The organism is Lederbergia graminis, from assembly GCF_042655485.1.
In the GTDB taxonomy this organism is placed as follows: Bacteria; Bacillota; Bacilli; order Bacillales; family Bacillaceae_C; genus Lederbergia; species Lederbergia graminis.
The window spans coordinates 353539-368058 of record NZ_JBHSMC010000014.1; the positions used below are offsets into that span (position 1 = coordinate 353539).

The window sequence follows — 14520 nt, forward strand, 5'->3', positions numbered from 1 at the left end:
AATGTCTATTAGGTCGGTTCTATCAGACATATTGCTCGAGTAATGAAGGTGAAATGTCCATTAGGTCGGCTCTATTGGACATTTAGATCGGAATTTGAATGCAAACTGTCTATTAGAGATGTTCTAACGTACATTTTGTCCGGGATTTGAGTGTGAACTGTCCGTTAGAACGCCTCTATCAGACATTATGATTAGGGTTTGAATGACAAAGAGATTAGGATAAAGAGGTAGGGTTGCAAATAAAATCGAATTTCATTTCAAATCAGTATAGTGCGGTATCTATGTTAATTATAGTAATTTTATAATTACCAGCGGAGGAAATACACGAAGACTCCTGCGGGATGTACGGTAGCCGGAAGACCCCACAGGCGTGTTCAGCGCCGAGGAAGCTTCCGTACCGCCCGCGGAAAGCGAAGTGTATTTCCGAAGCGGTCTAGCACACTTACATTGTTCGGATTTATATCCAGGTTAGTCAAATGTTTGTCTTAACCTCTTTAGATCAGACTACGAACGTGAACTGTCGATTAGAAACACTTCTAACAGACATTTTCCTTTGGATATGCATTCAAAGGGTTATAAGAGCAATCCCCCTAAAATTTTATGACGGAGGTCACTTTGTTTTTATGACTATGGATAGTGGGATGTAGATAGGTGGCACTGTACAATAGAGATAAGAGAAAGGGAGTGGGGAGAATGCTTGAAGCAGTTGAATTGACGAAGCATTATAAGCAACAAAAGGCAGTTCAAGGGATTAACTTCTATCTAAACCAGGGGGAGATAGTTGGTTTATTAGGGCCGAATGGTGCTGGCAAATCAACAGCGATTGGAATGATTTCTTCGCTCATTATACCGACTAAGGGGGAAGTCCGTTTTAATCAAGTGGATGTATTAAAAGACCCCCAAGTGCTACGTGAAAAACTTGGAGTAGTACCACAAGAGTTAGCTTTGTATGATGATCTAACTGCACGTGAGAATTTGGAGTTCTTTGGACAAATACAAAAGATTAAGAAGCAAGATTTAAAAAAGAAAATTGATGAAGTACTCATTCAAATTGGTCTCGACGATCAAGAAAAAAAACTAGTGAAACACTTTTCGGGTGGGATGAAAAGGCGTTTAAATATTGGTGCTGCACTTTTACATGAGCCAGAAATATTAATTATGGATGAACCAACTGTTGGGATTGACCCACAGTCGAGAAATTATATCTTAGAAACAGTCAAGCGATTAAATCAGGAAAAACAAATGACTATTTTGTATACGAGTCATTACATGGAGGAAGTTGAGTTTCTTTGTGACCGTATTTATATCATGGACCGCGGCAACATTATAGCTTCTGGTACAAAAGAAGAGATCAAGAATATTCTTTCCGCTGAACAGACTGTAAAAGTTAAGTTAGAGATTCAACATCAAGGATTTATAGATAGAATTAAACAAGAGTCTGTCATTTCCAGAGTGGATGTCCGTGAGCAATGGGTAACGATTGTTGCACCGAAAGAAGTTCCTGTATTTTCACAGTTGTTTCAGTTTGCAGAAGAGACAGGGGCAGTAATACATGGAATCGAAATTCAAACGCCTACTCTTGAGGATGTTTTCTTACATCTAACGGGAAGGGCGTTGAGAAATTAAATGTTACGATCATTTTTAAAGAAAGAGATATTGTTATTTCTCCGTAATCGCCAAGAGTTAATAATTCTAATCGGAATGCCGTTTCTACTCATTACCATTCTGGGGTTTGCGCTTGGTGCGGTGCTAGATGGTGATGTGCAACCAATAAATGCAAAAGTAGCATTAGTAGTCCATTCAAATGAGCAAGAAGAATTGCAGGAATTTAAGAAAAAGCTGGATGCTTCTCCAATGCCGGATGAAATAAAGTCCATGTTGTATACTCAATCTCAACAATTACTACCAGTTTCCATGTTAAAGAATAATATTTTTTTAGATGAGAGAATGAGTCAAATTCTTACTCTAGATGAAATATCATTCTCTCAAATGGAGAAAGTGAAAAAAGAGGGAGAATATGCAGCGATTATTGAGGTGCCTGAGGGTTTTACGAGTTCCATCTTACAGACACTTTTTATTCAAAAACAATCTGTACCTGAATTAAAGGTGTACGTAAATGAAGGGAAAGAGCTCTCAGCCAATATAGTAGAAGACATCATGAAGATTTTCCGTGACCAATATTCTGTTATGTCTGCCGTAGGAATGGAAATGCAAGGGGAGGTTCAAGTCCCGGATATAACGGTTGAACCAAAGGTGGAAACAGTAAATAAAGCTGAGCCAATTGGTGCATTTAGTTATTATTCAGTAGGTATGAGTGTCATGTTTGTATTATATATCGCATCAACAATGAGTTCACATAGTTTCATGGAAAATAAGAATCATGTATTTAACCGAATTATTCTAGCGAATGTTCCGAGTTTGATGTATATCGTAAGTGTATTTTGCACAACTGTGATGCTTGCATTCATACAGGTTGGAATTCTTTATTCTGGAGCTGCAATATTTTATCAAGTTCATTGGCCGGATTTTATTGCCTTTGTTAGTGTAACGCTTGCGCTTAGTATGGCGGTTGGTGGCATAGCTGTTTTTCTTTCAGCATTGAATCACCGTTATCGTACAAACGCTGCCTCTAAAATATTTATGAACGTATTTGTAACAATACTTTCGTTTGTTGGAGGAAGTTTTATACCAGTTGGAAATATGTCAGAAGTGATGGAACGTATAGGGCAATTAACGCCAAATGGCGCGGCAATGGCGGCATATTTAGATGTGCTGCAAGGTGAAGGATTATTGGGAGTCATAAATCACATTGGAGCTTTGTCTATTCTAGCTATCATTTTCTTTGTTATCGCTTGGTTAATTTTCCCTAGAAGGGTGGGGACAGTATGAGGGCAATTATTCAATCTAAATTTCGCATATTTCTTAGAAAACCGTGGTTATTTATTATCATGACAGTTGTTTGTATCATGTTTGCTTTTTTTATTGGGAAAAATACGTATAGTAAGATTACAGTCCCTATCCATACTAATTTGCCACAAGAAGAATATGATGTCTTATTAAAAAAATTGAATGAATCTGATTTATTTATTTTTGAACAACGAAGTAGTAATGAAGTGAGGAATGATGTGAAGAATGGAAGTGCAGAGGCGGGTCTTCACATTGAAGGGGAAGAAGTTACTTTAATTGCGAATGCAGAGACAGGTAATGTCCCTCTTTTAAATCAATATGTGCAAACGGTATATACAGAATACCTTCAAAAAAAGGAACTATTAAATACGGTTGAAGCGCAGGATGAAAAGGATAAGTTAGAAGAAGTATGGGATACAGCACTTACGAATCCAATTTTTACAGTGGAACAGGAAAACTTTCGTAATAAGGAATCCAAAGTGATAGATACCCAGCTACAAGGTATTTTTGGATTTTCATTGTTCTTTGTTATATATACGATCGCATTTAATGTTATTCACATATTGGAGGAAAAAGAAGATCGCATTTGGAATCGAATGATCGTTTCGTCTGTGAAAAAGTGGGAAATATATGCTGGAAATTTAATTTATAGCTTTCTAATGGGGTATGTGCAAGTTGTATTAGTATTTATAACCTTCCATTTTGGAGCGGGTGTTGATTTTTACGGAGGATTTGTAAAAACATTAATTATTCTAATACCGTATGTATTAGCAATTGTTTCACTTTGCATGTTACTAGCAGGTATATCAAAAACTACTAGACAATATAATGCTCTTGTTCCGTTATTCTCCGTAAGTCTTGCGATGTTAGGTGGGGCATATTGGCCAATTGAAATTGTTTCTTCTGATTTCATGCTCATGCTCTCAAATATTTCACCGCTTTTATATGGGATGGAGGCATTAAAAGGTGCAACAATCTTTGATTATGGATACATGGAATTATTTAAACCTATTAGTGTTCTTATGTTAATGGCTGTTGTCATGATGGGATTTGGAATCAATCTGATGGAAAAGAGAACTTAATAATAAAAATCGGGCAGTGATAAGTCACTACCCGATTTTTTAATGGATTATTCCATTTCATCTTCTTTTACACGGTTTTTAAATGCTTCGTGTGTAACAATATCTTCCATTTGTTCTGTTTGTCGACTATGTTCTTTTCGTTCAACTTGCATGCTGCTTTCAGGAAGATCTCCGGGATGTCCTTTTTTCTTATGATTAAATCCTTTACCACGACTCATATTTTTCGCTCCTTTCATCGTTACGTAATTAGTTTTATCTAGAAAAGAAAAAATATGAATCGCTTTAGTTTTTATTCTTCTTCAGGTGTGTTGATCTCAATGACAATAACAGTTGTGATAACTAGCACAATCATTAAAGCAAAAACGCTTAGGAACAAATTAATCAACTCCTACCATGTAATATATCCACGGGATCCTGGTGGTGCATGTTGAATCAAATCACTGATTGGAATAGCATAAGCCATGACAATGAGTGCAATGGTGATGCCAATCCAAATCCACCAATTTTCCAAAAATTTTGGTGTTCTAGAATCATCGCTTTCTGCAATAGGGAATTCTTCAAATTCATTTTCCAGTTTTGCTTTTGGTGCAAAAAATAACAAGTTCATCACGATATAGACAAGCAGCATCGCAGATAGGAATAGAATGATACCTCCAACTGCCATTGTTACGTGATTGGAGAAAAATCCGTCAAACCATTCCAGTGCAGATGGATGATCGTTATATCCTGTATATGCGGTTCTTCTAGGTGCTCCAAGTAATCCTAATACGTGTTGGGCGGTAGACATGAGTATCATACCGACAGCCCATGAAATTGTTTGAACAAAGGCAAGTTTTTTCATCGCCTTGGAAAATACGCGACCAGTTAAATGAGGGATGAGCCAATACGTAACCCCCATAAAGGTCATCGCAACCGGTGCACCTACAGTAATATGGAAGTGACCTACAACCCAGAGAGTATTGTGGACTAATTCATTTAATTGGAAACTTGCATTAATAATTCCTCCTGCTCCACCAGGGATAAAGAAGGCCATCGCAATGAAAATAGAAGTGAATCTAATATCTTTCCAAGGAAGTTTTGTGAACCAACCGAATAATCCACGTCCACCTTTTTTTCGCCCGGAGATTTCAAAAGTAGCAAACATTGAAAATGCAGTCATTAATGATGGGATAATAACCATAAATGTTAGAACTACTTGTAGGAACTTCCAAAATCCTGGAATTCCTGGTTCTGTTAATTGATGGTGAAATCCTACTGGGATGGAAAATAGGATGAATAGAATAAATGAAAAACGTGCCAATGAGTCACTAAAAACTTTTGTTCCAACTAATTTAGGCACTACTACATACCATGCAATGTAAGCTGGTAAAAGCCAAAAATACACAAGCGGGTGACCAAAAAACCAAAATAATGATCTACTTAATTCAACGTTAATGGTATCTACCCAACCAAATGCCCAAGGGATGTATTGGAAAACAACGGCAGCTACTACACCAAGACAAGCTATTAGCCAAAGAATTAGGGTTGATATAGTCATAAAGGCGAACAATGGACTTAGTTTCCCTTTATTCTTTTTGCGCCAAGCAATATAATGTCCAATAAGCCCAAAGCTACTTAACCAAGTACCAATAATCACTAAAGCAAGGCCTACATAAAACCATCCGCTTCCTTTAAGTGGAGCGTAAAATGTGTATAGGACGGAAGCTTCACCAGATACAATCATGGCGGTTGCTAGCGTTGTACCTAATGCAGTTACAATAAATCCTAGCCATAAAAAGGTACGTACTTTAGGGCCGAAGCTACCTAATGTTTTACTCATACCGCTAATTAAGAATGCAAAGATAAAAAATGTTGTATATATAAGTGCTAGTAAAACACCGTGAGCGGTTAATATTTGATAATAATCGAGCCAAGTTGGTAATTCGAGCGCATCATTTCGAATGAATACTTGAAGTAATCCGCAAAACGTTCCAATAATAAATGCGATGTATGCGACTCCAATATTAGATAAAGCGATTCTGCGATCTTGTACTGCCATCATGGTTCATACACCTCAATTTCTGTTTGCATGTAATGGTGTCCTGTTCCACAATACTCGTTACAGAGGACTAAGTATTTCCCTGGTTCTGTAAACGTATAGCTCTTATGTGTAATCCTTCCAGGAACTGCCATCATGTTCACTTTTGTGTCATCAATGGTAAAGCTGTGAACAACATCCTCACTTGTTAATGTAAAAATAATTTCTTTCCCCACAGGGACTTTAATTTGAGCTGGATTGTATCCGAACGCCATTGCTATAATAGCAACTTCGTACGTATCTTCATCAATTTGTGTAACGCCTGGATTATCAAAAGGTGCAGTTTCTCGTACTTTTTCTGGATCAATTGTGTCCATTCCACCTGCAGGCATATGACCATGTGCAAAAGCATTTATCCCGACAATTACTAAAAATAATGCGAGAGCAACGATGCCAAAAATTAGCCATATTTTTTCAAATTTGTGTAAGTGCATGAATGTCACTCCTTTCAGTTATCTAGAAATATATAGCCCATACACAGCAAACCACATTGCTACAATTACAAATCCCACTATAAATACGCTAAATAAGGTTCCTTTCAAGTTTGGTCCTGAATCATGCTGTTTCTTCCCCATGCCAACACCTCCAAAGCGATTATATTTTTATCGTACTTTCTATATCTCGTCTAACTCTGTGACAAAAATCACACTTTTGGCGAATTCGAAAATTAGACAAAAAGAAAATGTGCTGAATAAAGCTTTTTTACATTAGCTGTAAATCCGAATAATGTTAGGACGACAATACCGCTTCGGAAATACACTTCGCTTTCCGCGGGCTTCGAAAAGTGAAGGCGACTGTCTAGTGGCGTATGAATTTTCTAGGTCACTGACTGAGATAAAGGAATCACGACGAGAGGTTCACAGGATGTGGATCACGTCGACGTTGGCACACGATGTGCCGATCTTAGTCGACTTTCCTCCGTCGATGATGACTTATCGTAGGGAAGTGACCGGAAATTCACTAGCCACTAGGAGCCTGAGCTAGACAAGGTTCGGGAGCCTCCTCGGGCATGCCCCTATAGGAAATCAACTGATTGCCCCGCAATTTATTTTAAAATAGACAAAGACACCTAGATGTGGAGCGCTAGGTGTCTTTGGTGATAATTAAAAATGACTTGCCTAAAAGCAAGTCATTTACAACATTATTCTATATTACAGATTTCAATTGGACAGTTTTCACAGTGGATTTCGTCCTTTAATGCTTGGAGATCATGGATGAGTATCTTCCCATCTATGATAGATATTTTTCCATCTTTCTTTAATGAACTAAGTAACCGGTTTACTACTTCACGGCTCATCCCGCAAAAATTTGCTAATTCCTGATTTGTGAAGGCAATATCAATTAGGATTCCATCGGATTGTTGAATACCATAACTGTTTGTCATTCGGATCAATGTGGAGTAAAGGGCACCTTTTTTTCCGTGTAATATAAGGTCACGGAATTTGGATTGTGATTTTTGCTGGTCAATGCTCATTTGCTTCATTACTTCTATATTTAAGGTAGGATTTAATAACAACTTTTCTTCTAAATCTTCTTTTTTTATTTTAGAATAAGTTCCATCTTCTAACACTTTTGCATGAACATTATAAATAGAAAAATTACAGAAAAGCATAACTTCACTAATGAAATCACCAGCACCGCATATGCGGAAAGTTAGTTCTCGTCCGTCGGGTGTGATTTTTCCAATCCGCACTTTTCCGGAGTGGATTAAATAAATTCCGTCTGCAGTATCCCCTTCGCGGAATAGAAATGTACCTTTGTTCATTTCCTTCTCCATTTTTTCAATCGTAGAGAGGTTCGCAAACACCATGGAAGAGTTATCGTTTTATTTATTCACATTTTATCCCACCAAAATTAAATTGTTATATATGTAGTATATCATGATAATTTACTAGTATGGCTTTTTATACATGGGAAAATGTTCCGTGAATTAGATGTAAAAACCAAAAATAAAAAAGATATAATGTGCTAAAAATATAGACGTTATGATGAAAAGAATAATGCTTTATACGGTGTTGCTCGTTGCTCTAGTCTTTGGTTTTAGTTCAAATACGGAAGCTGCCACTACCTATACAGTAAAACCTGGGGATAGTCTGTGGAAAATTTCCGTAAGATACCAAGTGGGATTAAGTGAGATAATAGCTGCGAATCCGCAATTTAAAAATCCAAACTTAATCTATCCGAATCAAAAGGTATACATTCCAGATCTTTCAGCACAAAAAGGTGTAGAAAGTGAAGTTCTTCGCTTAACAAATATCGAAAGGGCAAAGGTAGGTGCACCAGCACTAAAGATGGATTGGGAATTACAACGAGTTGCTCGAATCAAATCGGAAGATATGCGCGATCGTAACTACTTCAGTCACCAAAGTCCAACATATGGAAGTCCTTTTGATATGATGAAGGCATTTAGAATTTCCTATCGTTCTGCCGCGGAGAATATTGCAGCTGGACAAACTTCTGCACAGGCAGTAGTTAATTCATGGATGAATAGTCCAGGACATAAGCAAAATATGCTAAATCCTGCATATACACATTTAGGAGCTGGATATGCACGTGGTGGATCTTACGGTCATTATTGGACTCAAATGTTTATCAAAAAATAGGAGGAAGTAAAGAGTATTATTAATTAGTCAATCTAAGGAAACTAATTCGTCAATGAATTGGTTTCCTTTTTTTTATACAGGCTCTGTTAAACTCTGTTGTTGATTTTCGCTCTTGTACACTCGCTTTCCGCGGACACGGCCTCAGCTAACTTGGCAAAGAAAACCGCTTTGCCAAGTGGATCTTCGGCTCGTGCTGTTCCCGCAGGAATCTCGTGTACATCCGCTACAATCAACTAAGTTGTTACCAACAATGAAACTTAACAGAGCCTATATGTAAAAAAACATATGACATTTGTCATTCAGATTTGATTACATTGGTTACTTCATCACCCAAATTAATAATAGTAATATTCGAAGTAAGAGATTAATGGGGGTGTTTTCGTGATGGATAGTGTTGTTGAGATTAAACAATTGACGAAGGTGTTTAAGAATACGAAAGCAGTTGACGGTGTATCATTTTCGATTAAGCAAGGGGAAGTTGTTGCGATTCTTGGCCCAAATGGTGCAGGAAAAACGACAACTATGTTAATGATGTTAGGGCTATTAAATCCGACGGCTGGTGTAGCAAGGTTATTTAACGAAGATGCAAAAGCAATTAGTGTCCGTGAAAGAATTGGTGTGATGTTACAAGAGGTAAGTGTGATGGATGCGATGAAAGTGAAGGAATTAATTAAGTTATTTCAAAGTTATTATCCAAATCCCCTTGAGATGGAGAAGCTAGTTCGCTTGTCAGGGTTAAGTGAACAAGATTTAAATAAACGCACAGAAAAGTTATCTGGTGGTCAGAAAAGGCGAGTTGGTTTTGCTTTGGCACTTGCAGGAAATCCAGAATTGTTATTCTTTGATGAACCAACAGTTGGAATGGATATTTCGGCTCGAAAGGTGTTTTGGGAAACAGTAAGGGAACTTTCAGAACAAGGAAAGACCATTATTTTCACCACGCATTATTTGCAAGAAGCAGATGATATTGCAAGTAGGATAATTTTATTTAATGAAGGTTCCATTGTAGCCGATGGAAATCCAGCTGATATTAAGAAAAAACTGTCAAAGCAGTCGGTATCTTTTATTGCAAAAAATGATATCAATAAGGAGCTTTTTGTTCAGCTTCCATTTGTGTCAGATGTATTCCAAAAGAATGACAGAATGTATATTGTTACCGATGATACAGATTCAATATTGGCGACTATTTTTAAGGGGAATTTGCAAGTACAAGATATTCAAATTGAAAAAGGGCGACTAGAAGAGGCCTTTGAGCAATTAACGGTAGATAGGGAGGCGGTGTAAATGAAAATGCTCCTAACACAATGTAAGGTCGAGATATTGCGTGTTTTCCGGAACCCTTATTACATTTTTTGGTCGTTATTTATGCCAATCGTTTTCTACTTTATTTTTACAAGAGTTGTAAATTTGGATGTACCTGACAAAGCGTTGTGGGATGCACACTTTTTAATGTCCATGACGAGTTTTAGTGTGATGGGGAGTGCGATTATGACGCTTGGCATTAGAATGGTAGAAGAGCGTTCAAAAGGCTGGACAACATTTATGAGAGTAACTCCCTTAACGGACACAATATATTTTTTTTCCAAAATGATTGGTCAGAGCATGGTCCATGTTTTTTCGATATTAATTATTTTCCTTGCTGGTGGTTTAGTAAATGGAATAGAGCTCACAGTCTTTGAGTGGATTTCTAGTGCCTTTTGGATTTTGCTTGCATCTATGCCATTTTTAGCTCTCGGAGTATTGGTCGGGATGATGAAGCGTGTAGATACTGCTGCAGGAGTAAGCAATATTATATACATGATTTTAGCGATAACGGGTGGTATGTATATGCCGTTTGATATTTTACCAAAAACAGTGCAAGCGATAGGTTCTTGGTTACCTGCTTTTCATTTTGGAAATGGAGCATGGGAAATTATACGAGGAAATGGACCTGAAATTTTGAATATTGCCATTTTAGCCGCATATCTGATTGTTTTCATGTTATTATCAACATATATAAGAAGGAAACAGGAAGCGGTGTAAGAATTGAAGGACTTTCAACTCTTTCCGAAAAGATTTGGTCTATTACCATATGTTTTTCTTATTTATTTAATCATGCCACTGTATTATGTTGTGATGGAAGCTGGGATCAAAGCAGTAATCGGTTATATTTTATTAACAATATTCCTAGTTTCCTATCAGCAATTATATTGGATACAAAATGTGAAATTATATGTATGTTGGATTGCAGTCCAGATAGCCATTGTCGTGGTGTTAAGTGTTTTTTATGAACCGTATAACCTATTTATGGGATTTTTCCCTTCTCATTTTATTGGTTGGTTTGAAAAGAAAAAACATTTTCATATTGCTTTAGTCATATTCGGTGTTGTAATGCTGATTACGAATGTAATTGTTAGTTTTCAAGGTTTTAATTTTTTATTCTTCCTGCCATTTTTATTTGTCATGATCATTTCTCCATATGGAGTGAGATCGATGAACAGGCGTATTGAACTGGAAATGCAGTTGGATCAGGCGAATGAACAGTTAAAAATGCTAGTAAAAAGAGAAGAAAGAGTGCGAATTGCTCGTGATCTCCATGATACTCTAGGGCATACACTTTCACTTATAACACTGCAAAGCCAGCTTGTACAAAGATTGGCAGATAAAAATCCAGACCGTGTAAAGCAAGAGGCAAAAGAGATTGAAATGACTTCACGATCCGCTCTACAGCAAGTTCGTGAACTTGTATCTGATATGCGAGCTATATCTATTAAAGAAGAGCTAGCACAGATGCAGCAAATTATTGAAGCAGCAGGGATAGCCTTCCATTCGGATATAGATGATAGTGCATTGGAATTATCTTTATTACAGCAAAATATCATTGGACTCTGTCTCCGTGAAGCAGGTACAAATATTGTCAGACATAGTAATGCGTCACAATGCCAACTCTCTATTAAAAAGGGGAAGGGCCATTTTATTATTCGGGTAGATGATGACGGTATTGGATTCAACGAACATGAAGTAAAGGGGAATGGCTTGAAAGGTATGAAGGAAAGGTTAGAGCTAATTAATGGAGAGCTGTTTATTAGATCGGAACAAGGGACAACAATCATTATGAGAATTCCAATTGTGCTGAGGCAAGAGAAAGAAGAGATTGCCATATGATTCGAATCGTAATAGCGGAAGATCAGAGAATATTGCGTGGAGCGCTAGGGGCATTACTCGATTTTGAAGATGATATGGAAGTGGTTGGACAGTCGGAGAACGGAGAAGAGGCTTTAAAGCTTGTCCAAGATTTACAACCAGATGTTTGTTTACTTGATATTGAGATGCCTGTAATGAGTGGGCTGATGGTAGCTGAAAAATTAAAAGAAATAGGTTCCAACTGCCGAGTAATAATATTGACGACATTTGCACGTCCAGGATATTTTGAAAGAGCGATAAAAGCAGGAGTTCATGGTTATTTACTTAAAGATGGATCTGTAGAGGAACTAGCAGAATCCCTTCGCAGAGTGATGCAAGGGAAGAGGGAATTTTCTCAAGAACTAATCTTGAACTCGTATCAAGAGGATAATCCATTGACCGAGAGGGAGCAAGAGATTTTATTACTAGCTGCTTCTGGAAAAACTTCTAAGGAAATTTCAAAAGAGTTGTTTTTGTCATCAGGAACAGTCCGAAACTACATGTCTGAAATACTGCAAAAACTCGAAGCGAAAAATAAAATAGAAGCCATTGCAAAGGCAGAGGAAATGGGATGGATATAGGAAACGGGGTAGTCTAATAAGGGACTATCCCGTTTTTTGATCTGCTGTATTCATTAGGAGCGCCTTCCGCTTTTTTGCTCAGAATGCTCCAGCTCCACCGCCGCCGCCAGATCCACCACTGCTTCCGGTTGAGCTTCCACTAGAGTTGCCTCTATAGTAAGTGCTTCTGATTGTTCTATAATTATATGAGTATATAGTAGCTGTATCTAATGGCGATATTAAGAATGGATATATCGCTTCCGTAGCAGATGCTGTAATTGATTCTCCATAAAACGCATGGAAGTATTCTACTCTACCTAAGGCAATCGCATGTTGGTAACAACGTTCTGTATTTAGGCTATTAGATGATATTTCTAACTCATTTTTCTTTACTGCTTTTCGCCATTTCTTCATGCCTTTATATAAGGAGGCACCACGATATGTTGTGTATGCTTCAGGTAGAAAGACAGATATGAGCATGAATGTAAACGGCAATACTTGTAAGTTTTCTGTTCCATAATCCATTCCCATCATATTCATGACAATTAAACTTATAAAGTAGAAGATAGTAAAGTATATCCGTCCTCGTTTTTTATATAAAACAAATAAATAGATCAAAATTAATGAGATGGTGCCGATAAAGATCGCAAACATGCTACTCATGGAGAGTAATATCCCACTTACTGCAATCCATACAATCCATAAAGGGGTTAGCACATAATGTAGTACTTTTCTAAAAAATACAGGTTTCACTAATTCATGTAGTTCTTTGTCTGCTGCTGCGAGTTTCTTCCAATCTTTATAAAACATTTTAAATGTCTGCTCGGCTTTTTTTAACTCCCCTAATTTGCGCCAGTTTTCTTTATGATCTCTCATGGTTCTCACTGGAATCTGATCGAGAGAAAAATACTTCTTGCCATTTTCGCTTTTTGTAAACAACCAGTTGATAAGAAACTTTTCGTGCTCTGCAAGTTCAGCTGTTGACTTTTCTAAAACAAATTTAAACGTATAATCCGGACTGTTCTGATTATCGGTATCATTTGTTTCAACACGTTCAACCGAGACAATACCGTTTTGATATAGTCGGAAGAGGGCAGCGTTAATGTCTTGAGGCTGAAATTTCAAATGTCTTAATAAAGCAGTTAATGTAAAAGAGTCCATTTGTTCTACTTGCGAAAAGCGTAGTGGTCTAGTCATTAAGCGTGCAATTCGACGAGGATAAAATATAGAATATAGACAAAGGATAAGTAAGAAAATTAGGAAGACACTATTCGTAGATTCCAATTTTGGTAACCATTGTGTACGACGCTTTAACTTTTTATCATAGTCTGCCTCTTCTTGTAAGAAAGTTGGTAGCATTTCTTCCTTCTTTGTATAATCCATTTCATTCAGGAAGTCATTAGGGAATAATAGCCTTAATTCAAAAGGTTCTCCCCCTGGTAGTTTTTTATTATGATAATAAAGTCCCCCTCCTCTTAATTCATAGGTTCCTCCTGTTAAGTCATGCATAAAACCATAAGAATTATCGGGGAGCTGTGACTTTCCATATAAAGAAACGAATATCTCTAAGTCGTTTAAATCGTCTTCTCCCATTTCATCAAAGAATCGCCAATAAAATTCACCGATGTCCTCATATTTCCTTATAGCATCTTTCAATCTGTAGCGATAAAAGACTTTTTTTGTTTCATCTTTAGAAGATTGATATATTTTGAACGTATAATTATCTTTTTCGACTTTAAGTGGATCGATGTCTTTAGGGATGTTCCCCATGACCGCATCATCCGGTACTTTGTAAGCTTCAAAAAACTCAAAACCATTAAAATCGTCATCACCGATTATTCTTGTTGTTCCGTTGTATGAACCATTAAAAGTATATGTATAAAGCTCCTCTACGTATAAATCACCATCAGGCAAAATAAACGCATGGATATCAACGGAGTCAATCGAAAAGGAGCGAGCATCTGCGGAAGAAGGACTTAAGAATAAAGTAAGAATAATGGCACTGAAAAATAAAGTGATATATCTAAAGTGCAATGAACATTTCAACCCCTTAATTATCTAATAACATTAGTATATCAAAGGTATTCATTAAAAATGATCAGACAAAATGCCCATGAACAAAGTTCCGA

Annotated in this window: 14 protein-coding genes; 8 read left to right on the forward strand and 6 right to left on the reverse strand. The window is 37.1% G+C overall.

All coding sequences use genetic code 11. The annotated features are described in order from the left end of the window. The first annotated feature begins 693 nt into the window (after window positions 1–693). Genes ACFPM4_RS11840 through ACFPM4_RS11850 form a run of 3 tightly spaced genes read left to right on the forward strand, consistent with a single transcriptional unit; the run spans window position 694 to window position 3989 of the window. On the forward strand, window positions 694–1626 hold the full coding sequence (locus tag ACFPM4_RS11840; protein ID WP_382351781.1) for an ABC transporter ATP-binding protein: 933 nt from the start codon (window positions 694–696) through the stop codon (window positions 1624–1626). Then, entirely contained in the window at window positions 1627–2889 is a 1263-nt protein-coding gene (locus tag ACFPM4_RS11845) for an ABC transporter permease (protein ID WP_382351784.1), read from the forward strand. Then, entirely contained in the window at window positions 2886–3989 is a 1104-nt protein-coding gene (locus tag ACFPM4_RS11850; RefSeq protein WP_382351787.1) for an ABC transporter permease, read from the forward strand. The genes ACFPM4_RS11845 and ACFPM4_RS11850 overlap by 4 nt, the downstream gene beginning before the upstream one ends. A gap of 47 nt (window positions 3990–4036) precedes the next feature. Here the strand turns inward: ACFPM4_RS11850 and ACFPM4_RS11855 are convergent, their stop codons facing one another. The 5 genes from ACFPM4_RS11855 to ACFPM4_RS11875 form a co-directional block, all read right to left on the reverse strand. Continuing rightward, window positions 4037–4207 (reverse strand): hypothetical protein, encoded by a 171-nt coding sequence (locus tag ACFPM4_RS11855; RefSeq protein WP_382351790.1) that lies wholly within the window; start codon window positions 4205–4207, stop codon window positions 4037–4039. A gap of 170 nt (window positions 4208–4377) precedes the next feature. Beyond that, entirely contained in the window at window positions 4378–6030 is a 1653-nt protein-coding gene (locus ACFPM4_RS11860; protein WP_382351792.1) for a b(o/a)3-type cytochrome-c oxidase subunit 1, read from the reverse strand. Next, complete coding sequence (locus tag ACFPM4_RS11865; protein ID WP_144919444.1) at window positions 6027–6500, reverse strand: cytochrome c oxidase subunit II; 474 nt, start codon at window positions 6498–6500, stop codon at window positions 6027–6029. The genes ACFPM4_RS11860 and ACFPM4_RS11865 overlap by 4 nt, the downstream gene beginning before the upstream one ends. Before the next feature lie 18 nt (window positions 6501–6518). Continuing rightward, window positions 6519–6641 (reverse strand): cytochrome C oxidase subunit II, encoded by a 123-nt coding sequence (locus tag ACFPM4_RS11870; protein ID WP_144919443.1) that lies wholly within the window; start codon window positions 6639–6641, stop codon window positions 6519–6521. 566 nt (window positions 6642–7207) lie between these two features. Further along, on the reverse strand, window positions 7208–7876 hold the full coding sequence (locus ACFPM4_RS11875; protein ID WP_382351797.1) for a Crp/Fnr family transcriptional regulator: 669 nt from the start codon (window positions 7874–7876) through the stop codon (window positions 7208–7210). A 175-nt stretch (window positions 7877–8051) separates the two neighbouring features. Here ACFPM4_RS11875 and safA point away from each other — a divergent pair, with 175 nt between their 5' ends. The 5 genes from safA to ACFPM4_RS11900 all read left to right on the forward strand — a co-directional run bounded on the left by safA (window position 8052) and on the right by ACFPM4_RS11900 (window position 12412). Then, window positions 8052–8669: a SafA/ExsA family spore coat assembly protein gene (gene safA / locus ACFPM4_RS11880; RefSeq protein WP_382351800.1), complete on the forward strand. Its 618-nt coding sequence runs from the start codon at window positions 8052–8054 to the stop codon at window positions 8667–8669. 384 nt (window positions 8670–9053) lie between these two features. Then, window positions 9054–9953, forward strand: a complete 900-nt coding sequence (locus tag ACFPM4_RS11885; RefSeq protein ID WP_382352088.1) for an ABC transporter ATP-binding protein — start codon at window positions 9054–9056, stop codon at window positions 9951–9953. Further along, entirely contained in the window at window positions 9954–10691 is a 738-nt protein-coding gene (locus ACFPM4_RS11890; protein WP_382351803.1) for an ABC transporter permease, read from the forward strand. 3 nt (window positions 10692–10694) lie between these two features. Then, window positions 10695–11813, forward strand: a complete 1119-nt coding sequence (locus ACFPM4_RS11895) for a sensor histidine kinase (RefSeq protein ID WP_382351806.1) — start codon at window positions 10695–10697, stop codon at window positions 11811–11813. Further along, window positions 11810–12412 carry a response regulator transcription factor gene (locus ACFPM4_RS11900; protein ID WP_382351809.1) on the forward strand — a complete coding sequence of 201 codons (603 nt, stop codon included), beginning with the start codon at window positions 11810–11812 and terminating at the stop codon, window positions 12410–12412. The genes ACFPM4_RS11895 and ACFPM4_RS11900 overlap by 4 nt, the downstream gene beginning before the upstream one ends. Before the next feature lie 78 nt (window positions 12413–12490). Here the strand turns inward: ACFPM4_RS11900 and ACFPM4_RS11905 are convergent, their stop codons facing one another. After that, the gene (locus ACFPM4_RS11905) at window positions 12491–14425 is read right to left on the reverse strand and encodes a DUF2207 domain-containing protein (protein WP_382351812.1); all 1935 of its coding nucleotides are present in this window, start codon (window positions 14423–14425) and stop codon (window positions 12491–12493) included. Window positions 14426–14520: the final 95 nt, after the last annotated feature.

What these genes read in the sequence shown, in the direction of transcription:
- ACFPM4_RS11840 (WP_382351781.1), top strand. Translation starts at nt 694, where the DNA reads ATGCTTGAAGCAGTTGAATTGACGAAGCATTATAAGCAACAAAAGGCA.
- ACFPM4_RS11845 (WP_382351784.1), top strand. Translation starts at nt 1,627, where the DNA reads ATGTTACGATCATTTTTAAAGAAAGAGATATTGTTATTTCTCCGTAAT.
- ACFPM4_RS11850 (WP_382351787.1), top strand. Translation starts at nt 2,886, where the DNA reads ATGAGGGCAATTATTCAATCTAAATTTCGCATATTTCTTAGAAAACCG.
- ACFPM4_RS11855 (WP_382351790.1), bottom strand. Translation starts at nt 4,207, where the DNA reads ATGAGTCGTGGTAAAGGATTTAATCATAAGAAAAAAGGACATCCCGGA.
- ACFPM4_RS11860 (WP_382351792.1), bottom strand. Translation starts at nt 6,030, where the DNA reads ATGATGGCAGTACAAGATCGCAGAATCGCTTTATCTAATATTGGAGTC.
- ACFPM4_RS11865 (WP_144919444.1), bottom strand. Translation starts at nt 6,500, where the DNA reads ATGCACTTACACAAATTTGAAAAAATATGGCTAATTTTTGGCATCGTT.
- ACFPM4_RS11870 (WP_144919443.1), bottom strand. Translation starts at nt 6,641, where the DNA reads ATGGGGAAGAAACAGCATGATTCAGGACCAAACTTGAAAGGAACCTTA.
- ACFPM4_RS11875 (WP_382351797.1), bottom strand. Translation starts at nt 7,876, where the DNA reads ATGGTGTTTGCGAACCTCTCTACGATTGAAAAAATGGAGAAGGAAATG.
- safA (WP_382351800.1), top strand. Translation starts at nt 8,052, where the DNA reads ATGATGAAAAGAATAATGCTTTATACGGTGTTGCTCGTTGCTCTAGTC.
- ACFPM4_RS11885 (WP_382352088.1), top strand. Translation starts at nt 9,054, where the DNA reads ATGGATAGTGTTGTTGAGATTAAACAATTGACGAAGGTGTTTAAGAAT.
- ACFPM4_RS11890 (WP_382351803.1), top strand. Translation starts at nt 9,954, where the DNA reads ATGAAAATGCTCCTAACACAATGTAAGGTCGAGATATTGCGTGTTTTC.
- ACFPM4_RS11900 (WP_382351809.1), top strand. Translation starts at nt 11,810, where the DNA reads ATGATTCGAATCGTAATAGCGGAAGATCAGAGAATATTGCGTGGAGCG.